At 56.5% G+C, this 20,124-nt stretch carries 20 protein-coding genes and 1 pseudogene; 8 read left to right on the top strand and 13 right to left on the bottom strand.

The window, feature by feature from the left end; genetic code table 11:
• The first annotated feature begins 5 nt into the window (after window positions 1–5).
• Together E8D52_17170 and E8D52_17165 are read left to right on the top strand one after the other, a co-directional pair.
• Window positions 6–1,559 carry an NADH-quinone oxidoreductase subunit M gene (locus tag E8D52_17170; protein TKB66100.1) on the top strand — a complete coding sequence of 518 codons (1,554 nt, stop codon included), beginning with the start codon at window positions 6–8 and terminating at the stop codon, window positions 1,557–1,559.
• Window positions 1,556–3,043: an NADH-quinone oxidoreductase subunit N gene (locus E8D52_17165; GenBank protein ID TKB66099.1), complete on the top strand. Its 1,488-nt coding sequence runs from the start codon at window positions 1,556–1,558 to the stop codon at window positions 3,041–3,043. Before E8D52_17170 ends, E8D52_17165 begins: the two co-directional genes overlap by 4 nt.
• Before the next feature lie 97 nt (window positions 3,044–3,140).
• Here E8D52_17165 and E8D52_17160 read toward each other — a convergent pair.
• The 7 genes and pseudogenes from E8D52_17160 to E8D52_17130 all read right to left on the bottom strand — a co-directional run bounded on the left by E8D52_17160 (window position 3,141) and on the right by E8D52_17130 (window position 10,403).
• Window positions 3,141–4,783, bottom strand: a pseudogene (locus E8D52_17160) (type I restriction-modification system subunit M).
• A 4-nt stretch (window positions 4,784–4,787) separates the two neighbouring features.
• Complete coding sequence (locus E8D52_17155; protein ID TKB66383.1) at window positions 4,788–4,982, bottom strand: hypothetical protein; 195 nt, start codon at window positions 4,980–4,982, stop codon at window positions 4,788–4,790.
• Window positions 4,979–5,497, bottom strand: a complete 519-nt coding sequence (locus tag E8D52_17150) for a Zeta toxin family protein (GenBank protein ID TKB66098.1) — start codon at window positions 5,495–5,497, stop codon at window positions 4,979–4,981. Before E8D52_17150 ends, E8D52_17155 begins: the two co-directional genes overlap by 4 nt.
• On the bottom strand, window positions 5,494–6,108 hold the full coding sequence (locus E8D52_17145; GenBank protein ID TKB66382.1) for a hypothetical protein: 615 nt from the start codon (window positions 6,106–6,108) through the stop codon (window positions 5,494–5,496). The genes E8D52_17150 and E8D52_17145 overlap by 4 nt, the downstream gene beginning before the upstream one ends.
• A gap of 25 nt (window positions 6,109–6,133) precedes the next feature.
• On the bottom strand, window positions 6,134–8,794 hold the full coding sequence (locus E8D52_17140; GenBank protein ID TKB66097.1) for a type I restriction endonuclease subunit R: 2,661 nt from the start codon (window positions 8,792–8,794) through the stop codon (window positions 6,134–6,136).
• A 237-nt stretch (window positions 8,795–9,031) separates the two neighbouring features.
• A complete protein-coding gene (locus E8D52_17135; protein ID TKB66096.1) occupies window positions 9,032–9,250 on the bottom strand; it encodes a DUF2283 domain-containing protein in 219 nt (72 codons plus the stop codon).
• 466 nt (window positions 9,251–9,716) lie between these two features.
• Window positions 9,717–10,403: a hypothetical protein gene (locus E8D52_17130; GenBank protein TKB66095.1), complete on the bottom strand. Its 687-nt coding sequence runs from the start codon at window positions 10,401–10,403 to the stop codon at window positions 9,717–9,719.
• Window positions 10,404–10,702: 299 nt separating this feature from the next.
• Between E8D52_17130 and E8D52_17125 the strand changes: the two genes are divergently transcribed.
• Window positions 10,703–11,341: a hypothetical protein gene (locus tag E8D52_17125; GenBank protein ID TKB66381.1), complete on the top strand. Its 639-nt coding sequence runs from the start codon at window positions 10,703–10,705 to the stop codon at window positions 11,339–11,341.
• Window positions 11,342–11,402: 61 nt separating this feature from the next.
• Here E8D52_17125 and E8D52_17120 read toward each other — a convergent pair whose 3' ends face one another.
• Complete coding sequence (locus tag E8D52_17120; protein TKB66094.1) at window positions 11,403–11,642, bottom strand: CopG family transcriptional regulator; 240 nt, start codon at window positions 11,640–11,642, stop codon at window positions 11,403–11,405.
• The gene (locus tag E8D52_17115) at window positions 11,614–11,904 is read right to left on the bottom strand and encodes a BrnT family toxin (GenBank protein ID TKB66093.1); all 291 of its coding nucleotides are present in this window, start codon (window positions 11,902–11,904) and stop codon (window positions 11,614–11,616) included. Before E8D52_17115 ends, E8D52_17120 begins: the two co-directional genes overlap by 29 nt.
• Window positions 11,905–12,233: 329 nt before the next feature.
• Between E8D52_17115 and E8D52_17110 the strand changes: the two genes are divergently transcribed.
• Complete coding sequence (locus E8D52_17110) at window positions 12,234–12,434, top strand: type II toxin-antitoxin system HicB family antitoxin (GenBank protein ID TKB66092.1); 201 nt, start codon at window positions 12,234–12,236, stop codon at window positions 12,432–12,434.
• A 39-nt stretch (window positions 12,435–12,473) separates the two neighbouring features.
• Here the strand turns inward: E8D52_17110 and E8D52_17105 are convergent, their stop codons facing one another.
• Window positions 12,474–12,746: a hypothetical protein gene (locus E8D52_17105; protein ID TKB66091.1), complete on the bottom strand. Its 273-nt coding sequence runs from the start codon at window positions 12,744–12,746 to the stop codon at window positions 12,474–12,476.
• 361 nt (window positions 12,747–13,107) lie between these two features.
• Here E8D52_17105 and E8D52_17100 point away from each other — a divergent pair, with 361 nt between their 5' ends.
• Both E8D52_17100 and E8D52_17095 read left to right on the top strand, forming a co-directional pair.
• Window positions 13,108–13,395: a DUF1778 domain-containing protein gene (locus tag E8D52_17100; protein ID TKB66090.1), complete on the top strand. Its 288-nt coding sequence runs from the start codon at window positions 13,108–13,110 to the stop codon at window positions 13,393–13,395.
• A complete protein-coding gene (locus E8D52_17095; protein TKB66089.1) occupies window positions 13,392–13,931 on the top strand; it encodes a GNAT family N-acetyltransferase in 540 nt (179 codons plus the stop codon). Before E8D52_17100 ends, E8D52_17095 begins: the two co-directional genes overlap by 4 nt.
• A 75-nt stretch (window positions 13,932–14,006) precedes the next feature.
• On the opposite strand, the gene E8D52_17090 is transcribed toward E8D52_17095, so the two are convergent.
• Window positions 14,007–15,215, bottom strand: a complete 1,209-nt coding sequence (locus E8D52_17090; protein TKB66088.1) for an amidohydrolase family protein — start codon at window positions 15,213–15,215, stop codon at window positions 14,007–14,009.
• A gap of 3 nt (window positions 15,216–15,218) precedes the next feature.
• Complete coding sequence (locus E8D52_17085; GenBank protein ID TKB66380.1) at window positions 15,219–16,397, bottom strand: alanine--glyoxylate aminotransferase family protein; 1,179 nt, start codon at window positions 16,395–16,397, stop codon at window positions 15,219–15,221.
• Between the two features lie 144 nt (window positions 16,398–16,541).
• Here E8D52_17085 and E8D52_17080 point away from each other — a divergent pair, with 144 nt between their 5' ends.
• Window positions 16,542–18,038, top strand: a complete 1,497-nt coding sequence (locus E8D52_17080; GenBank protein ID TKB66087.1) for a CPBP family intramembrane metalloprotease — start codon at window positions 16,542–16,544, stop codon at window positions 18,036–18,038.
• Here E8D52_17080 and E8D52_17075 read toward each other — a convergent pair.
• Window positions 18,013–18,837, bottom strand: a complete 825-nt coding sequence (locus tag E8D52_17075; protein TKB66086.1) for a hypothetical protein — start codon at window positions 18,835–18,837, stop codon at window positions 18,013–18,015. The two genes, E8D52_17080 and E8D52_17075, sit on opposite strands and share 26 nt — an antisense overlap.
• On the opposite strand from E8D52_17075, the gene E8D52_17070 reads away from it, so the two are divergent.
• Window positions 18,821–20,107, top strand: a complete 1,287-nt coding sequence (locus E8D52_17070; GenBank protein ID TKB66085.1) for a lactonase family protein — start codon at window positions 18,821–18,823, stop codon at window positions 20,105–20,107. The two genes, E8D52_17075 and E8D52_17070, sit on opposite strands and share 17 nt — an antisense overlap.
• Window positions 20,108–20,124: the final 17 nt, after the last annotated feature.

Below are 20,124 nucleotides of genomic sequence, written 5' to 3'. Positions count from 1 at the left end.
CGGCTATGGCTCTCTGGCTACTCATACTCATCCCAATTCTCGCAGCGCCCGTTGCATGGATGGGACAGCAATGGTCTCGTCACGCGCCTCGTTGGATCGTACTCGGGGCGTTGGCGATTGATTTCATCCTGGCGCTTCTGCTCGGAGGACAACATTCCGCAGTACAGCCTTCAGAACATGGGGCATGGCTTGTAGAAAGTCACACCAGTTGGATTCCCCGTTGGGGCATCAGTCTCCATCTCGGCCTCGATGGACTGAGTGTCATCCTTATTCTATTAACGGTCTTCGTCGGGATCGTGGCCACGATCGCCTCCTGGACAGACATCCAGAGTCGCGTCGGATTGTTTCATTGTCAGGTCCTGCTCACCCTGGGGGGTGTCATCGGGGTGTTTTTGGCCATCGACCTGTTTCTGTTTTTCTTCTTTTGGGAGCTCATGCTCATCCCCATGTATATCCTGATCGTCATCTGGGGCCATGCACAGCGCCGGCATGCCTCGTTCAAATTCTTTCTCTTTACACAGGCCGGGAGCTTGGTGCTGCTGGTTGCGATTGTGGCGCTCGCGCTCCTGCATCAACAGGCCACTGGGCGACCGAGTTTCGACTATGCCGATCTGATGGGACTGACCCTGACCAGTGAGACAGCTCGATGGTTGATGCTGGCATTTCTCATCGGGTTTCTCGTGAAGCTGCCGGCCCCTCCCTTTCATACGTGGCTACCGGATACCTACGCAGAGGCTCCCACCGGAGCCACGATCATCCTCGCCGGGATCTTAGCGAAGACGGGCGCCTATGGTTTGTTGCGATTCACACTTCCATTGTTTCCCGAGGCCTTGAGCGAGGTTTCGCCCATCGCCATGGGGCTCGGTGTGGTTGGGATTCTCTATGCAGCGGTATTGGCCTGTGCCCAAACAGATATCAAACGACTGGTGGCCTACAGCAGCATCAGCCACATGGGGTTCATCCTGCTTGGCACCTTCGCCGGCACGGAACTCGCGTTGCAGGGAGTGATGATGCAGATGGTGGCGCATGGGCTGAGTACCGCTGGCCTCTTCCTGCTGGCTGGCGCACTTGAGGAGCGGTATCAGACGAGGGACATGGGCCAGATGGGAGGACTCTGGAGCGTGACGCCACGTCTTGCCACGATGACGCTTTTCTTTGCCTGTGCGTCATTGGGGTTGCCAGGGCTGGCAAATTTTATCGGTGAGTTCCTCGTGCTCTTTGGATCCTATGCGACTCAACCGGTCATGATCATTCTGGCAGCCCTCGGCATGGTGATGGCGGCCATCTATTCCCTGGGTATGATGCAGCGCACGTTCTTTGGCCGACAACAAGACACCCGTACAGCCTCAGACCTATCAAATGTCGCATTTGGAACCGTACTGTTCATCGCAGGCCTGCAGATCTGGCTGGGGCTCTATCCGAAGGTCGTGTTGACCACGACGAAGCCGGTCATGGAACAACTGATACAGCATGCACTGGTGTCTGCCAATCCGCCTCACATGCCATCAGAATCCCTGCTGTCGTCCCACATCGTGACCTCGCAGGGGAGTACCCCATGATCCTCCAAGACTTCATCGCTCTTTCGCCCATTCTGGATCTCGGGGCCTTCTGCATCGTGACGATGCTGGCGATTGCCTTCAGACGGAATCATGCAAGGATTGCGGTCTGTGCGTTTCTATCGTGCCTGTTCACCCTCGCAACGTTGCCCTGGGCAGCCACGGTGGCACCACGAGCCGTGACAACCTTACTGGTCGTGGATGGACATGCCTTGTTGTATATGGGGCTCATATTGAGTGCGACGATGGTCATCATTGCACTGTCGTACCGATACCTGAACAGTCAGTTTCATGAGCAAGACGGTGTCGAGGAATATTACCTGCTCTTGCTACTTGCCACGTTCGGGGGATTGGTCCTGACCACCGCTGCGCACTTCGTATCATTTTTTCTTGGATTCGAACTCCTTGGGCTGTCGCTCTGCAGTCTGATCGGGTATTTGCGAACCAGACGAAATCCGCTCGAAGCCGCGGTGAAGTACCTGCTGCTCTCCATCACGGCATCAGCATTCCTCCTGTTTGGCCTGGCCTTGTTGTATTTCGAAAGCGGGGCCATGACCTTCCACGAGGTTGGCGTGAGTGTGAAACAGTGGCAGACGGTTCCAGCACTGTGGCTGGGAGGATTGATCCTGGTCCTGGTCGGTATCGCATTGAAGCTCGGTCTCGCACCGTTTCACATGTGGATTCCCGATGTGTATCAGGGAGCACCGACTCCCATCACGACATACATCGCGACGGTCTCCAAGGCAGCGGTGATGGCACTGCTGCTCCGCCTTGCCACTGAGGTCGGGATATTGGAATTGCCACCCGTTGTGCACCTGTTCAGTCTTCTGGCTGTTGTCTCGATGGTCACAGGGAATGTGCTTGCGCTCTTGCAACAGAATGTGAAACGGCTCCTGGCCTATTCGTCGATTGCCCACTTCGGCTACGTGCTCGTGGCCTTGCTGGCCGGTGGTCCTCCCGCTGCGGAAGCAGTCACCTTCTATGTGATCGTCTATTGTGCCATGTCGTTAGGGGCTTTTGGCGTCGTCACGGTCTATTCGAGTGAGGGAGGGGAGAAGGACCGTGTCGAGGACTATCAAGGCTTGTTTTGGACTCGTCCTTGGCTCGCGGGCATGTTGGCACTGAGCTTGTTGTCGTTGGCCGGCATCCCAGTGACGGCGGGATTCATCGGGAAATTTTATGCGATCACGGCTGGTGTTGAGGCTGGCCTGTGGTGGCTGGTGTTGGCGCTGATTGCGAACAGCGTCGTGAGTCTCTACTATTACCTTCGACTGTTCGTGACTCTGTTCGGTGAGGTAGCAATACAGGAAGCACTTCCTCAACAGGAGACGGTGCAGCGGTCAGAGTTTGTCAGTTGGACGGCCGTATGCTCGCTCGGATTTGTCGCATCGATCATCCTTCTTTTGGGAGTCTATCCAGAACCGCTGATCCAGCTCATCCGTGAATCCGTCAGCAATCTACTCATGGTGGTTGCGCAGAGACCGTGAACAAGTGCTCGCGCCATTGGCGGGGGTTGCATGGGTGGAACAACAGCGTAAGGACTCACGCATAGCTATCGACTTCTGCCGCCGGTTTCAGCACCAGCTATGCCTTTGACGAGCCGACCTTACCTGTTGGCAGCAGAGGAATTCGCAGCTCCTTCAGGAACTCATTGTGCTTGCCCGTTGCTGTTTGAATCGTGCTTTCGATTTCCATCAGCTCGGCGTGCGTCGCCGCCAGATCAATCTCCTCCTCGCCCACCGCCGTGCTGATATAGCGGGAGATGTTGAGGTTGAAGTCGTTCTTCTCGATCTCGGCCATCTCCACCCGGCGGGAGTAGCGGGGCTCTTCCGTGCGGTTCTGGTAGGTGTGGATGATTTTCTGGATGTGTTCGGGCTTGAGCTGATTCTGGCGTTTGCCTTTGTCGAAATGCTCGGCGGCGTTGATGAACAGCACGTCGTCCGGCTTCTTGCACTTCTTCAGCACAAGGATGCAGACCGGGATGCCGGTGGAGTAGAAGAGGTTGGCGGGCAGGCCGATGACGGTGTCGATGTGGCCGTCCTTGAGCAGCTTGGTGCGGATGCGTTCTTCGGCTCCGCCACGGAAGAGCACGCCGTGCGGCAGGATGATCGCCATCACCCCTTCGTCTTTCAGAAAGTGGAAGCCGTGTAGCAGGAAAGCAAAGTCGGCGGCGGACTTGGGGGCGAGACCGTGGCTCTTGAAGCGCACATCGCCGCCCATACTCTCGCTCGGGTCCCAGCGGTAACTGAACGGTGGATTGGCGACGATGGCGTCGAAGAGCGGCTTCTTGGCCGGGTTCAGCTCGCGCAGGATGTCCCACTCGTTCAGCAGGGTGTCGCCGTGGAAGATATCAAACTCCGTGTCCTTCACCCCGTGCAGCAGCATGTTCATGCGCGCCAAGTTGTAGGTGGTGATGTTCTTTTCCTGTCCGAAGATCTTGCCGATGGTGCCACCCGCCTTGGCTACCTTCTTGCGGACGTTGAGCAGCAAGGAGCCGGAGCCGCAGGCGAAGTCCATCACGCTTTCCAGCCGTTTCTTGGTTCCCGTCTTTGGCTCCTGACTGTCCAGCGTCACGATGGCGGAGAGGATATCGGAAATCTGCTGCGGCGTGTAGAACTCGCCGGCCTTCTTGCCTGACCCGGCGGCAAACTGGCCGATCAGGTATTCATAGGCATCGCCCAGCACGTCGATGTTGGCTGAGAACTCGTTCAGCCCTTCGGCGATCTTCTGGATGATGGTGCAGAGCTTGGCGTTGCGGTCGGCGTAGGTCTTGCCCAGCTTGGGAGAGGTCAGGTCGATTTCTGAGAACAGACCTTGGAAGGTGCTCTCGAAGAATTCCTCTTCGATGTATTTGAAACCCGTTTGTAGCGTGTTCAGCAAGTCGCCGTTGTGGGTGTGCGCGCCAGGTTGGCGATACTCGTCCATAAGTGTTCCGGCTTGATGACGTAATGCACCTTGCGCCGCATCTGCTTCTCGAACTCGGCAGTGTCGTCCACGTTATTCGCATACCAGAGTGCCAGCGGCACCTTGCGGCTGTCCTCGCCTGCATCGGGGTAGTCCTTGCCCAGCTCCTTCTTCGCCGCCATCTCGTAGTTGTCCGAGAGGTAACGCAGAAAGAGGAAGGACAGCATGTAGTCGCGGAAGTCGTCCGCATCCATCGCCCCACGCAGTTGGTTGGCAATGCTCCAGAGGGTGTTGCCCAGTTGTTTTTGGTTGTGTTCGGTCATGAACTCAGCGGTCGGAGCTTGGTGTCGCCTTACGTAGCGCTTGCGCCGGGATTCTGGTGAGTTTGCCGTCTTTCACGATGATGAGATTTGTGCCGGTCTGGATTGCAGTCTTCCGGGCAGCTTCGGCAGCGCGGCGCATGGCCGCGATGGAGGCGCGGAGGTCGGCATCTTTGGCTTCTTGAATGTTTTTCATGGTTATTGGTTCTCCCCCCATTCCAGCAGGATCGGAGTTTCACCCACACTATCATAGTGTGCCCAGGCATCCACAGCGGCCTTGTAGGCCTCGTGGAAGTGACGCAGTCCTGCAGCGAACCGCCGCCGGATCACGCTTTCCGGGATGTCATGCCCGCCTTGCCGCACCCGCTCCGCCACGCGAGCAATTGCCGCATCTGCATCCGGCAGTGCGAGGAAGAACAGGCTCACGTGATAACCCTGCTCCCGCCACTGTCTGATGTGGGACAGATAACTCAGCCCGGCGAGCGTCGTCTCAAAGGCAAAGCTTTCTCCACGTTGAGCACAGGCGGCAATCTCCTCCAGCATCAGGCGTCCGGCCTTGATCGCCGCGGTTTCGGGGGCGAACGGTGCCAGTCCCGCCGCGATCAGGTCCGCATTGATGAAACGCGGGCATTGCGCTTCCTCCGGGAGGAACGAACGCGCAAAGGTCGTTTTTCCTGCGCCGTTGGGGCCAGCGATGATGATGATCTTTTTGCTCATCCCGCCACCTCCTCCGGGGATGGAAAAAGCTGCTGCATCAGCCCTTTTTTATGGGTCTTGAGCGCGTCCACTTTCTGCGCTTGCGCCGCAATCACCTCGTCCACCGAACTCAGGCACTCGGCAATTTTTTGTTGTTCGGGTAGAGATGGAAGTGCTAATTGAAGACGGGCGATGTCCTTGTAATAAATGCGGACGCGAACGCCACCATCCCCGCCTTCGGTGACGAAATCTTCCCAAGCTTTGGCTTGCCGGAAGTGGTCGAGATAATCGGGAACTATGCCCGATTCATCATCTGTGATGCACTTGAAGACGACATAGTCGGGACTGACGAGTATTTCGCTCTCGCCTTTCCACCGAGCGATAGAACCAATGTTGAGCCGCATAGGGTTGTAGGCGAACCAATCATGCTCAACGAGTTTGTAGCGCTCGATGTCTGCCGCGATGAGTCGCGCTTTCATCGGAACGATACCGTCGGCCTTTGCCACTCCCATCACCGAAGCGACGGAATGCTTTTTGCCGTTGCGGCGCCGACCTTCTTCCGTCACGTCACCGAGCTGCACGCTTCGCAACGCCACTCCGCGAAACTCCGGAAACCGCAGCTTCGGCACCATCACGGCTGCGGCGGTGTTTTTCGTCTTACTGCTCATATGCGCGAAGTCCTGAGATGTCGCGCCCCCCGTCGCGTTTTGTGAGGAGAGGATGCAGATCGGCCATGAGGGCGAGTTCGGCCTGGGTGCGGGCCTTCCAGCCGAGGTCGAGCGGGGCGAAGAGGTCGCCGAGTTGCTCGGCATCGAAGATCATGCGGTCCAGGATGCCGTCCACGAAGCTTTGCAGGGTATCGGTGGCGAGTCCGTGCTTGGCGGCGATGGCGGCTCTGTTCTCCTCAGTGAGGTCGGTGTATTGGTCCAGCTGGGTCTTGAGGCGCTGGACTTCCTTGAAGCGCTCGATGAAACAGGCGCGGGCGGCATCGCCTTTGAGGTTCGGCACGGCTTCCGGCGTGGTGTCGAGCCCCTGCGACTTCATGAAGCTGTCGAGCTGCTGCACGGCGACCTCCAGCTTCTGGATGACCACGGGGGCCTTGTCCACGAGCCAGATTTCCCACGCCTGCTCGCCGGTTTTCTCGCCGGAGAAGAGCGCGATGGCGACATCCACCTCGGCCTGCTGCTGGCGGAAGTCGAGGATGTTGCCGTAGGGCTTGGTGCCGTTGAGCACGCGGTTAGTGCGGGAGAAGGCCTGGATGAGGCCGTGGTGCTTGAGATTTTTGTCCACGTAGAGCGTGTTCAGGTATTGGGAATCGAAGCCGGTGAGCAGCATGTCCACCACGATGGTGATGTCGATCTTCTGCGCGTGAGGGTAGTCGGCATTGGGCCACTGCTGGTCTTTGATGCGCTTCTGCACGTCTTGGTAGTAAAGGTCGAACTCGCCGAGCTTGTGATTGGTGTCGTAGCGGGCGTTGTAGTCAGCAAGAATGTCTTTCAGCGCGGCTTTTTTGCCCTCGGGGTCTTGCTCGTTGTCGGTCTTTTCCTGCGGCAGATCTTCCTGTATCTGCTGCACGTCCTTGTCGCCTTCGGCTGGCGGGGAAAAGACGCAGGCGATGTTCAGCGGCTGGAACTCGGGATCGGCGGCCTGCTTTTCCGCCTGCACGGTCTTGAACAGGCCGTGATATTCGATGGCGTCATTGATGGACGAAGTAGCGAGAATGGCATTGAACCGGCGTCCCGCGGTAGCGGCGTCGTGCTTGGCGAAGATGGCCTCGAAGACGGCGCGTTTGGCGATGGCTTCGCCGGGCTTCGGTGCCTTCTTGCCCGTCTCCTCCTTGGGCTTGAAGTAGTCCACATGGAAGCGCAGGACGTTCCCGTCCTCGATGGCGTGGGTGATGGTATAGGCGTGGAGCTGCTTCTGGAAGAGGTCCTCCGTGGTCCTCATCGACGCTTGCGTGTCCTCGATCTTCTGCAAGCTGGCGTTCTGCTCGAAGATGGGCGTGCCGGTGAAACCGAAGAGCTGGGCCTTGGGGAAGAACGCTTTGATGGCCTTGTGATTCTCGCCGAACTGCGAGCGGTGGCATTCGTCGAAGATGAAGACGATGCGTTTATCTTGTAGTTGCTCCAATAGCTCCTTGTAGGTGGGCTGATCGTTCTTCTTCCGCTGCTTGTTGCGCTTGCTATCTTCATCCAGCGCGAGGCCGAGCTTCTGAATGGTGGTGACGATGACCTTATCCGCGTAGTCCTCGGAGCGCAGACGGCGGACGAGGGCGGCGGTGTTGGTGTTTTCCTCGACGCAGCCTTCCTGGAAGCGGTTGAATTCCTCGCGGGTCTGGCGGTCGAGGTCCTTGCGGTCCACGACGAACAGACACTTGTGGATGTGGTCGTTGAGCTTGAGCAGCGTGGAGGCCTTGAAGGAAGTCAGCGTCTTTCCGCTGCCGGTGGTGTGCCAGATGTAGCCGTTACCCGCGTCGTCCTCGATGCACTGCACGATCTGCTGCACGGCATAGACCTGGTAGGGCCGCATGATCATGAGCTTCTGCTCGCTCTGGATAAGCACCATGTAGCGGCTGATGGTCTTGCCGAGGGCGCACTTCATGAGGAAGCGGGCCGCGAAGTCGTCGAGATGCGTGATCTTCTTGTTCGCCTCGTCGGCGAACTCATAGACGGGCAGAAAGCGCTCGTCGGCGTTGAAGGCGAAGTGGCGGGCGTTGTTGTTGGCGAAGTAGTAGGTGCGGTCGCGGTTGCTGACGATGAAGAGCTGGAGGAAGCAGAGCAGCGTCCGAGTGTAGCCGTTGCCGGGGTCGTTCTTGTAGTTGACGATCTGCTCCATGGCTCGGCGCGGACTGATGCCGAGCGTCTTCAGCTCGATCTGCACGCAGGGCACGCCGTTGATGAGCAGGAGGACATCGTAGCGGTGGTGGCTGTTGTCCGTGTTGATGCGGAGCTGGTTGACGATCTCGAAGGTGTTCTTGCACCAGTCCTTGAGGTTGACGAGGGAGTAGTTCAACGGCGTGCCGTCGTCGCGAGTGAACGCGTTGATCTCCCGCAGGGTCTTGGCGGCGGTGAAGACATCGACGGTGACGATCTCGTCGAGGAGTCGGGCGAACTCAGCGTCTGTCAGGTGGACACGGTTCAAGGCCTCGAACTTTTCGCGGAAGTTCCTTTCCAACGAGGCTCGGTCGATGATGTCCGAGCGGTAGTCATATTTCAGGCCCTGCAGCGTGCCGATGAAGCCGTATTCGATCGTGTCCTCGCGGAGGACGGAGGAAGATGCGTCGGCGGTTGGGTACTTGCTGTCAGAGGAACTATGCATGGTCATCGCCTCTTAACATGAAGCGCGCCTCGGCGAAGCGCAGGAAGATCAATCTGAGGATGAGGCCGGAGTTGGCGCGGAATTGATCGGCGGCGTCTTTTTCGGTTGGTGCGACCCAGTGCAAGTCGCGGTCTCCTTAGTGTCATGCCGGGCTAACACTGTGTGGGCCGATCCACATAAGAATGGGATTGGCCGGTTGCTGTCCGTATAATGAGCGGGCGGTCTGTTAGTTTCAAGTTAGGCGGAAATGGTCTGTACAAGCAGCGGCAGCTTGCTGAGCGTGAGCTGTTTCAGCTCGACCTTTCGGCTCGCGTTGTCGATGTCGATCCCCACAAGATGTCCCGCGGCATCGTAATCGAGAACGATACCTTCAGTGACCTCTCGACTTTCGACGCTCGGTTGTTCTGAAAGATCGATATACAGCGAATCGGTATCAGGATAATAATTGAGCTTCATGGCTTAAACCCTCTGTCTGGAAAAGCGTTGTGTATTGTGGTCTTATCTTCGAGGGTGATCACCCTCACTATCCTTTCCCTCAAGCTCCTCAATCCTACCCCAGAATCGGTATCGATTTCTCTCTTGAGGCTCGCTTCGTAGCGAGTTCTCAAGAATCCGGATGCACCACTCCTTCTTCAGGTACGGACGTTTCCGCAACACTTCCTTTTCGAAATATTCGGTAAAGGTGTACTGCACCATCGACCACACAATAACGCATTCCCACAGGACTCGCCAGTCTTCGGCCTAACGTTGCAGCTCACCCGCGCCTGCTATAGAAACGGGGATAGACAGGTTTCCCAGATGGGCGAAGATCTATGTCGCATCCATTGCGTGGCGGCCCTGAGCACACGAGGATGAGCTGCACGGTTTAACAACAGTGGCTTCTTGCGTAGGTGGGTGAAGTTGAAAAGACCCTGAAGACGGATCAATTCATCGGAATGATCGTCGCGGAGACTTCGTTGGGGAGCAGTAGAGTCGCCACCGCGCGATTCTGTTCGTCCGGTTGAATCAACGCGAACAACGGTACCGGTTGAGGGACCTCTCCTGGTGGCATGGACAGCATCGCTGGAAAGTCGATCAGCGGCGAAAGTGTGGCTTGGTTGGCGATACGAAGCCGAAAGGCCATCAACACATCCCGCAACCGTTGGGTCTTATCTTCCTCTGATATCGACTGATCAGGCGCAATCCCAACTTCCCAAAGCGGTTTCGTCACCGTGACCGGAAAGGTCAGGCCGAGTTTTTGCGCATCCGTTGACACATCGATCAAAAATCCGTCTTGAATCGCCTGTTGGCGATTCGCGATCAGTTGGCTGGCCGGGATATCGGTCCGCATCTCCAGCACATTGCCTAAATGAGTGGGGTTTTCGAGTTTCGGCTCTTCTGCTGTCGGTAATGTTGGAACCGCTTCAAGAGGCGCTTTGTCTCCTGGAACGTTTTGATTGGATGTCACAACAATCTCATCCGGCAAAGTGGGGAGTGCATGGATGAGGCCTTCATACACTTGCTTAGCAGATTCAGACCAAACGGGATTACAGGGTCGACCAGCGAACGCTGCTTCGGCGGCTTTTCGCTCGTCGTGAGTGAGGACTCGTGGGGTACGTGTCGTATCCATGATCAATTAGATAAGCCCGGGCTCTAACAAGTCAAGAGCTAGCCAGGAAGGCATCTGCCTTTCGTTTCTAGGAAGAACAAAATCACAATAAGTTCGAGAAGATAGGTCAACGCGACGGTGCTGGCTGCATACCCAAACCTGCCTACTGTTGTGACCAGCCAACCGATCAGAAGGAGGGAAGCCACCGCTAAGACTCGCCTCGCGTCAAAACAGAATCCGGCTCCTGTCGCTGGTCACTACATCGGGGACAGTTGGAGTCCAGGTGAAGGACTTTGAAGCGCCATGTTATAGTTCCGCGCATGCGTCGAATGGACTACTATCAGGTGCTGGGAGTCTCCCGTGTCGCGTCTGATGACGACATCAAAAGAGCCTACCGCAAGCTTGTTTTTCAGTACCATCCAGATCGCAACCCCGACAGCAAGGACGCCGACGCCAAGATCCGCGAACTTAATGCCGCCTACGAAATCATCGGTGATGCGGACAAGCGCCGAAGCTACGATCGGTTGTCGTGGGGAGACGAGCCTCGCGCGGAGGCGGTTGATCCTGGCATCATTCTCGACGACATCGAACAGAAGCTGTTCGATGAAGGCCGGAAAGAACTGTTTTCACTCTTGATGCAGAACGTCGCGCGAGTGCGGGCGGAATTGGGCGTGATTCGAGAGCGAACCATCCGAGAACAGGGGTACGATTCATTCCTGGAACCGGTCGTGGCGGCGAGGGCATCTGAAATCTTGGATGAGTTCGTGACGACAGACATGAATCAACGGAAACAACGGCTTGTCGAGGTCGCCACGGACATGTTGGTGTCTCAAGGACTCGCCAAGCGAAACGACGAAAGAGAAATTCGTTCACTCCGATCTCGTCTGGAAGAGCGTTTTCACAAAGGCCGTATCCACGGCGTGGCCTCGGCGCTGGAGCTGTTCTATGAAAGACGGTAGACGGAGCGCTCTACATATTAGAAGGGGCTCCGGAAATCCGGACAGTAGGATAATAGGTCTTTCACACCGCAACGTCGTATTGCTTTGCATAGGCATCGATGAGACCGCGTAACATTCGTTGATAGGGTACATGTGCACGCTTGGCCTGTTTTTTGAAGAACGCAAGACTGCTCTGCGTCAGCTCAAGCGTAACCTTTGTGGTTGGCTCACGCTTGACTAAGGCCGAAGGTGGTGGCAGGAAATCTGCGACACGGTCCCCCATGGTCAAGCGCTCATTGGTGTATCTGATTTTCTTGCGCATAGCGTTTCCTCCCTTGCCGCCAGTATCCTGCTCCGTAAATTCGTACGCGCTTCTTTCTATATGAAAATCGTACCGTTAGAACATTCCTCTCGACCAATCCGAGGCAGAAGAACCGCTTCTCGCCTTTTTCATGATCAAGATCTCGAACAATGATGCGCTTGGGATCGTCAAAGGCCTGTTGAGCTTCTTCAAAGGAAACACCATGCTTCTTTTGGTTGAGGATGTCTTTCTCTTCATTCCATTCAAAACTTGGTTTAGGCACTTCACGATACCATATAGTTATATGGGACGATACAATACTGTGGCTCTTCTTGTAAATGAATAGGAAGACCTTGGTTCCAAGGCTCCACCAAGTCAGAAGTTAAAAAACACCCACGAGGAGCGTGTCACACGAGGCAAGAATAGTTGGCGAGAATTTTCGGGGCAGAAGTATGCGACTCCCACCCATTCGCCTGGAGACACAATAGACTCTCAGAGTTAATGCTATGGCTTTTAAGCTGGGGAATTCCCGTCTCCTCTCCACCATTCCGGTGAGATCTGCCATCGTAGTCACGTCGGTAAGGAAATGAGCATATTGTCGAGGGGCGCTGAATGAAGACGTTTACTGTTTGTTTGGAATGGGACCCAGAAACAAACTTGTATGTTGGCTTTGTGCCTGGGATTTCAGGGGCGCATACACAAGGGAGAAGCTTGGACGAATTGCAGAAGAATCTAAAAGAAGTGCTGGGGTTATGTCTTGAAGAATATCAAGATGCCGGCGAAGATCTGCCACGGTTTGTCAGACTCCAGTAAATTGAGGTCGCCGGGTGAACCGGCTACCCATTGTCGCACTCAGGCAACCAAGATTCGTTTCACTTCTCGCTCCAATTGGTCCAGCCGCGACTCCGTGGCGGTCTGCCTTGCGAGGTCTTTCTTCAGCACCCGGCTCACCAAAGCGTGATACGGCACCCCCGTTCGCTGCGAGGCATTCCTGAGTGCAGAAAGACTGTTCGTATCGATCGTGATGGTGATCTTCACCGCCTTTTCCCGTGCCACTGCGGCCCGCAGGCGCACTGTGCCGGTTTCATCCACGGTGAGGTCTTCGAGCTTTGGTTCGCGCATCATATAACCTCCGAAACTTTCGCCACTCAGCCGATCCAATGATTCTTCATTGCCGCCTCACCCCTTACGTATTACGTTCATGCAAGCGGTCCCGCCACAAACTTACCGGCTTTCATCACGCCCACAATCTTGTCCCGGTCTTGTAGGACATCGATCCGTCGAAGTGGGTTTCCCTTTCATAAGTCTTCATTTGCATTGCTTGTGTCTGCGCAATTGAGCGCATTCTATCAAGATACAGCGGCTGGTCAAGGAGCTTTCCTTGACACGGAAGGGACTTCTTTGACGAACGACAGCTGCTCGTCATATTTGCATTCACAATGTAGATACTGTGATGTATAGAGGATGTACATACAAGGAGAACGTTATGGCCACTATGACAAGAGGGGCGGGGCGAGGGGAAACGATCAACCTGCGCGCCAGTCAAAAGCAGAAAATGCTGATTGACCGGGCGGCGGAGTTGCTCGGACGCACTCGGTCTGATTTCATGCTGGAAACAGCGTGCAGGGAAGCTGAAACAGTGCTGCTCGATTGTCGATATTTCGGACTGTCCTCGAATGCGTTCAAACGCTTCACGGCCATGCTCGACAAGCCTCCGGCAAGCAATTCGAAACTGCGACGGCTCCTTGAAACAAGAGCTCCGTGGGATAAATGAGCAAATCGGCCTCTGACCTCACCCCGCCTGAAAAACTTTCAGCAGAGCACGATCTTGCCGGCTTTGATTGCGGAGCAACTCTCCTCGATGATTGGCTCCGCCGGCGAGCCCTCGCCAATGAAGAAAACGGCTCATCGCGCACCTACGTGGTTTCTGCTGCAAAGAGGATAGTGGGATATTATACCCTCGCCGTGGGGGCGGTTGCGCATGCCGGCGCACCGGGACGTGTGAAACGCAACATGCCTGACCCTGTGCCGGTTATGGTGCTGGGGCGCCTTGCCGTCGATAAGGACTTCCAGAGCCGAGGGATCGGAAGCGGGCTGCTGCGCGATGCGGTTCTTCGTAACGTCCAGGCTGCGGAGATCGCAGGCATCCACGCCATCCTGGTCCATGCAATATCGGAGGCTGCGAAGCGTTTTTATCAGAGCTACGGTTTCATCGCTTCGCCGATTGACCCAATGACAGTGATGATCACTCTCGCGGAAGCGAGAAAAACGCTCGGTGATAAGAGCGGGAAATACCCGTACTCGGTTTAATACATGGCCTGCCGCTGGATCATTCCGCGCTCAGGTAATGAGGTCATTGTCGCTTCACCCCTCACCCCTTACGTCTTACGTTCTGGCGAGCGGTCCCGACACAAACTTGCCGGCTTTCATCACGCCCATAATTTTGTCCCGGTCTCGTAGGACCTCGATCCGTCGAAGAGGGTTTCCTTGTAGGATCACAAGATCAGCTTCCATTCCTTTGGTCACGGTTCCGACTGAGTCCTGAATCCCGATGAGACAGGCTGCCGTGGCGGTTGAGGCGACAATGGCCTCCATCGGCGTCATGCCAAACGCGACCATCCGTTCCAGCTCCTGCGCGTTATCCCCGTGGTAATTGAACGGCGTGCCGGCATCGGTGCCCATGGCAATGGCGATACCACTCTGATGGGCGGCTTTGAAGCTGGCTCGGTGGCGCTTGGTCATCGCTTTAGCCTTGTGGAGTGCACTGTCCGGGATACCGCAGCCGGGCCGGCTGGCCGCCGTCGTCGCCAGAGCTGAAAGGGTCGGGACCATGTAGACTCCGTACCGCTTCATGAGTGCTCCCGACTCGTCGTCCAACAAGGTCGCATGTTCGATCGATCGCACCCCTGCATGAATCGCGTTCTTCATGCCGGCGGCGCCGTGGGCATGGGCGGCGACTCGCTTCCCCGCTTGCTGTGCCGCATCGACCGCTGCCGCCAACTCCTCCATCGTCATTTGGGCCTCATCCGGCGAGGTGCCGGGCGTCAGCACTCCCCCCGAGGCAATGATCTTGATGACTCCCGCGCCGGCAGCGACCTGTTCCGCCACAACCTTCCTGACTTGTTCGATTCCTTCAACCTCTTGGCCGATGAACCGTGCGTGGCCACCAATCATACAGATAGCGAGTCCTGCACCGACGATGCGTGGCCCGGGCATCACGCCAGATTCGATCGCCTGTTTCAACGTGAAGATCGAATGATCCCGAGATCCCACGTCGCGCACCGTGGTAAATCCAGCGTCAATCGTTGCCTTCGCATGCCGAGCCGACTTCAACAACGTATAGGAGGGCTGCTCTGATTCGAGTGTGGCGATAACGTCCGGCTCTCCGCCCAAGCACAGATGGACATGACAGTCGATGAGTCCTGGGATAATCGAGAGGCCACGGCCGTCGATACGGACAGCTCCTTGAGGAATTTTGACCTCGTTGCTTGGGCCGACTGCCGAGATTTTGGTACCGCGCACGAGCAGCGTCGCGTTATCGTGATGGTCTCCCGTCCCATCAATGAGGCGCACGTGATGAATGGCAATCGTCACAACCTACCGTCCTCCACTATAAACATGCGCAGCCGCTTGTAGCGCAACGCCAGGAGTTGAAACCCAACCGCGACGAATACCAATCTCCTCCAATGCGTTGAGAAGAGTCAGGACATTGGCCTCCGTCGACGATTCTCCCATTAATCCGATTCGCCAGACTTTTCCCTTGAGTGGGCCAAGGCCACCGCCGATTTCGATGCCGAATTTTTCCAATAACTGGGAGCGGATGGCTGCCTCATCGATGTGCGCTGGAAGGGTCACGCAGATCAGCGTCGGAAGCCGCCGATCAGGGGGAGGCAACGGGTCGAGACCGAGCGCCTTCAGCCCTGCGAGCAGCGCACGACTATTCAGTTGATGGCGGGCAAACCGGGCGGGAAGCCCTTCTTCGTCGATCAGGCGTAATGCCTCCCGGAGCGCATAGAGCATCGAAATCGGTGCCGTATGGTGGTAGGCTCGGTTGTGCTCTGTCCAGTACTCCGCAATGAGGGACAGGTCTAGATACCAGCTTTGACAAGGGAAGCGGCGATTCTTGATGACCGAAAGGGCACGGTCACTGAGCGTCAGGGGAGCCAATCCAGGCGGGCAACTGAGACACTTTTGCGTGGCGCTGTAGCACACATCGATGCCCCATCGATCAACTTCCACAGGGATTCCACCAAGCGAGGTGACCGCATCGACGATCAGCAGCACATTGTACGTGCGACACAGGGAACTGAGTGGTTCGAGGGGTTGGCACGCCCCCGTCGATGTTTCTGCATGCACCAGCGCAACGGCCTTCACCGGATACGATTGCTGGAGCGCCGCGGCAATCATATCTGGCGCGATCACCTGCCCCCACGGAACTTCCAGTCGAATGGCCTTGCCTCCGCAGCGCTCAACGATTGTGGAAAGTCGGGTACCAAACACACCGTTAATGCCCACGATGACAGCATCGCCTGGTTCAACGATATTGACAATCGCCGCTTCCATTCCAGCCGATCCAGTCCCTGAAACGGCAATCGTAAATTGATTCGTCGTCGAGAAGACACGGCGCAAGAGGATCTGAATGTCGGTCATCACCTGCAAGAATGTCGGGTCCAGATGTCCGACTAGCGGAGTGGCCAATGCTTGGAGTACCCGAGGATGCACCATGCTGGGGCCTGGCCCCAGAAGCAGTCGTCGCGGAGCGAGAAAACTCTCCATCACCAAATAAGCTCCTTCCATCTACGCGGTTAGTATAGCCAAGTTGAAGGGGCAAGGCTATGTGAGAAGTTATCGCTAGAACTAGGCTGTAGCCACTTTGAGGGGATTTAGAGCCTCAGGAGCGCATGGTATAGTCACAAACCTATGAACGATCAGGCACTTTCAATCGGACAATCATCGGATTTCCCACAGCATGACCAACCGGCAGCTCCCAAGCCATCGATTGCCCCGTATGGCTCTCGATGGTCGCTGGTTGTGAGCGGGGTCTGCGCCGGCATCCTGGTGGCGGCACTCGGCACCGTGCTGTGGTTTTCGGTGACCCTTCCCAAACTCCAGCGATTTGAGGACCCAGATCGCGCGCTTGATCTGATGGTCAGCCGTACGTTGGACACACAAGACAGCCTTCGTCGAGCGCCGACATGGCAGCAATGGATGGCTGACTGGACGATGGGCAGCGATGAGGAAGCGAGAGAACAAGCAATTCAATGGTACCGGGAGCTGGTTGAGACGACCGATGATCCTCTCTCCAAGCTTCGGCTGGCCATCCTACTCGGGGAGTCCGGGCAAGAAACAGCAGCACTCACTGAGACCAAGGGGTGGCAAGACCGCGGTACCTCTGCATTGTTATTTGGACAACTAATCGACGCGGCGTATGGCACCCAGCCACTTGATAGGACCCAAGAAATAGAATTGCAGGCGGTATTGGCAGAGACGTTGCCGAGCGGATGGTTCTATGATCACCTGGCTGCACGGCTGGCACGACGAGCGGGCAACCAGGATCTCCTCCTGACGGTTGAAGAGCAGGGTGCACTCAGGGAAGATCGGGTTCAGCAATGGATCCGCCCGTTGATCTCGTTCGAATCGATATGCCTGGTGATAGGGTCGCTCATGCTCTTGGGTATTGCCAGACTGCGGGGACAGCGGATGAACATCCTGCGTCTCCATGGACCCGGCGTTCCGCCTCCGTGGTCTGGAGAAACTGCCGCTGCCGTCATCCTGCGTGGCGGTGCCTTAGGAGTCGTGACGACCGCTCTGATTCTGTCTACTCCGTCATTTCAGCATGTGTCGTTGCGCGCATTGGCCATTCCATTGGCGAACCTACCGCTGCTCGTCCTTGCCTATATCCAATTGCTCAAGCCGGCCGGCCTAACGTTCACGAACGGCTTCGGTCTCGGAATCAAGCGAGAGGACCTTGGACGCCTCGCCTGCACCGTGCTCGCAGTGGTCGCAGCCGGACTCTGGGGTGAATGGGCCATGGGACGTGCCGCCGAATTCCTGCATCTAAATAACCACTGGACGGAATGGTTTGATCGGGATCTTGTGTGGGGAACTCCACCCATCATAGCCGTGAGCATACTCGAGTACGTCGTCTTCGCGCCGATCTTCGAGGAACTTGCGTTTCGTGGGTTGCTGTTCGCGATGCTTCGTCGCCGGTTGGAATTCCTTCCCGCCGCCTTGATCAGTACCAGTCTCTTTGCGCTGGCCCATGGCTATAGCTTGATTGGATTCATCAGCGTGTTTTGGAGCGGGTTCCTCTGGGCGTGGATCTACGAACGGACGGGGAGCCTGATTCCCGGCATGGTTGCCCACGCGATGAACAATTTGCTCGTGTGCCTTACGGTGATGGCGTTGCTTCGTTGAGCGAGTTGCTCTGTATCAGTTCAAGTGCCTCAAAGAGATCCCCATAGCGCAAACCTCTACCATCCAACTTCAGCAACTCGCACATCCGCTTGTTCAACACCCGCTTCCCTGTAGCCTGGACCTCTTGAGAGTCGGAAGATCGAACAGCCCATCGTTGCTCGACCATCTGACAGATCTCCATCCAGGTCCTCGGATGTCCATCGCTGATGTTGTAGACCTCGCCGGAGTCGGCATGCGTGAGGGCTGCGAGGCAGGATGAGGCCAGATCCTCAACGTGAATCAGATTGACATATTTGCGCGAGCGATTCACTCGGCCTGTTCTGATCCATCCGACGGGATTGCGGCCAGGGCCATAGATCCCCGCAACTCGTAAGACGATGGCTCCATATGATGTTCGTAAGAGTTCCTCGCCTTGTACGCGAGGTTTCTTCAGATCGATTGGGGCTGTTTCGTCAGCCCAGGACGGGGGGTACTCGGCTGAGGCGTCGACGTCGTAGGCGGAGGTACTGCCGAGCACGACCAGCTGGCGGGTGCGTAGCGATACGGTATCAGCGAACTGCCGAACCAACTCGATCGGTATTGCGGGAAAACACCATACGATATCGGTTGAGGGTGGAATCGCCTGCCAGGTCTCAGGTTGTGCCAAATCGAATCGTATCCGTTGGTCAGGATGCAGATGGCCGAGATGCCGCTCGGGGTCCCGACTGGTAGCGAAGACCTGAGAGTAGCGGTGCTGAGCGAGCGGCAAGAGAAACTTAGCCGTGTAGCCAGATCCGAGAATAATGAGGGAGCGATGCACGATCAATCATACTCCATGCCGATGGGTCCGCAGTGTGCCAGCGAGAACCGATCAGAGTCCAACAAAAAACGTCATTTTAGTTGGTGTACGTATTTTATCGTGCTATACGAGAAATGAGCGATCTCATACTCCGAGACACACAAAAGGACACCACATGAACACACGAATGTCGTCATGGCTCGCCTTGCCGCTCCTGCTGTTGACCGGCTGCCCAAGTGGAGGTGGTGGGGATGGGGGATTTGGAAACGGCGGTGGAATAAGCTCGCGAATCGCGTATGTCGCGAATAGCGGATCCAACAATGTGTCTGGGTACATGATCGCGACAACCGGAGCTCTGACCACCATTGGTGGGTCTCCATTTTCTGGTGTAACGGCCCCATCTGCGGTTACTGTGTCCGTCAACGGCTCATTCGTCTATGTGACAAATCATGGTGGCGCGAACAGTGTATCGGCATTCACGGTCAACAGCACGACGGGCGCGTTAACGCCGGTAGCAGGGTCACCCTTTGTGGCTGGAACCACGCCCAATGCAGTGACGGTCTCCCCCAACGGAAACTTCTTATATGTCGCAAATGGCGGTGGAAACGTTTCAGCCTACACCATCACGGCAAGCACGGGCGTACTCACACCGGTAGCAGGGTCACCCTTTGTGGCTGGAACCACGCCCAATGCGGTGACGATCTCCCCCAACGGAAACTTCTTATATGTCGCAAATGGCGGTGGAGACGTTTCAGCCTACACCATCACGGCAGGCACGGGCGTACTCACGCCGGTGGCAGGGTCACCCTTTCCAGCTGCGACCACCCCCAATGCGGTGATAGTCTCCCCCAATGGAAACTTCTTATACGTCGCAAATAGCGGTGGAAACGTGTCAGCCTACACCATCACGGCAGGCACAGGCGCACTCACGCCGGCAGCCGGTTCACCCTTTGCGGCTGGAACCACCCCCAACGCGGTGACGGTCTCCCCTAACGGAAACTTCTTATATGTGACGAATGGCAGCAGCGACAATGTGTCGATGTTCACAATTGATGGAGCTACAGGAGCATTGACATCACCAGCCACAATTGCTGCTGGCACATCGCCAAGCGGAGTTTCCATCGAACCGAGTGGTCTATTTTTATACGTCGCCAATGGTGGCAGTAATAATGTATCAGCTTATACCATCACAGCAGGAACTGGCGCTCTGACTCCAGTCAGTGGGACGTTGGGAAACCCGTTTCCCGCAGGAACGACACCGTCTGGTATCGCCACGCCCGGTCGACCGTAAGTCATCTTCTATAACCG

This window comes from Nitrospira sp. (assembly GCA_005116745.1).
In the GTDB taxonomy this organism is placed as follows: Bacteria; Nitrospirota; Nitrospiria; order Nitrospirales; family Nitrospiraceae; genus Nitrospira_D.
This window is presented reverse-complemented; position numbering and strand designations above follow the sequence as displayed.

What these genes read in the sequence shown, in the direction of transcription:
- E8D52_17165 (TKB66099.1), top strand. Translation starts at nt 1,556, where the DNA reads ATGATCCTCCAAGACTTCATCGCTCTTTCGCCCATTCTGGATCTCGGG.
- E8D52_17095 (TKB66089.1), top strand. Translation starts at nt 13,392, where the DNA reads ATGAGCAAATCGGCCTCTGACCTCACCCCGCCTGAAAAACTTTCAGCA.
- E8D52_17150 (TKB66098.1), bottom strand. Translation starts at nt 5,497, where the DNA reads ATGAGCAAAAAGATCATCATCATCGCTGGCCCCAACGGCGCAGGAAAA.
- E8D52_17145 (TKB66382.1), bottom strand. Translation starts at nt 6,108, where the DNA reads ATGGTGCCGAAGCTGCGGTTTCCGGAGTTTCGCGGAGTGGCGTTGCGA.
- E8D52_17120 (TKB66094.1), bottom strand. Translation starts at nt 11,642, where the DNA reads ATGCGCAAGAAAATCAGATACACCAATGAGCGCTTGACCATGGGGGAC.
- E8D52_17080 (TKB66087.1), top strand. Translation starts at nt 16,542, where the DNA reads ATGAACGATCAGGCACTTTCAATCGGACAATCATCGGATTTCCCACAG.
- E8D52_17110 (TKB66092.1), top strand. Translation starts at nt 12,234, where the DNA reads ATGAAGACGTTTACTGTTTGTTTGGAATGGGACCCAGAAACAAACTTG.
- E8D52_17125 (TKB66381.1), top strand. Translation starts at nt 10,703, where the DNA reads ATGCGTCGAATGGACTACTATCAGGTGCTGGGAGTCTCCCGTGTCGCG.
- E8D52_17140 (TKB66097.1), bottom strand. Translation starts at nt 8,794, where the DNA reads ATGCATAGTTCCTCTGACAGCAAGTACCCAACCGCCGACGCATCTTCC.
- E8D52_17130 (TKB66095.1), bottom strand. Translation starts at nt 10,403, where the DNA reads ATGGATACGACACGTACCCCACGAGTCCTCACTCACGACGAGCGAAAA.
- E8D52_17070 (TKB66085.1), top strand. Translation starts at nt 18,821, where the DNA reads ATGAGGGAGCGATGCACGATCAATCATACTCCATGCCGATGGGTCCGC.
- E8D52_17085 (TKB66380.1), bottom strand. Translation starts at nt 16,397, where the DNA reads ATGGAGAGTTTTCTCGCTCCGCGACGACTGCTTCTGGGGCCAGGCCCC.
- E8D52_17135 (TKB66096.1), bottom strand. Translation starts at nt 9,250, where the DNA reads ATGAAGCTCAATTATTATCCTGATACCGATTCGCTGTATATCGATCTT.
- E8D52_17100 (TKB66090.1), top strand. Translation starts at nt 13,108, where the DNA reads ATGGCCACTATGACAAGAGGGGCGGGGCGAGGGGAAACGATCAACCTG.
- E8D52_17170 (TKB66100.1), top strand. Translation starts at nt 6, where the DNA reads ATGGCTCTCTGGCTACTCATACTCATCCCAATTCTCGCAGCGCCCGTT.
- E8D52_17105 (TKB66091.1), bottom strand. Translation starts at nt 12,746, where the DNA reads ATGATGCGCGAACCAAAGCTCGAAGACCTCACCGTGGATGAAACCGGC.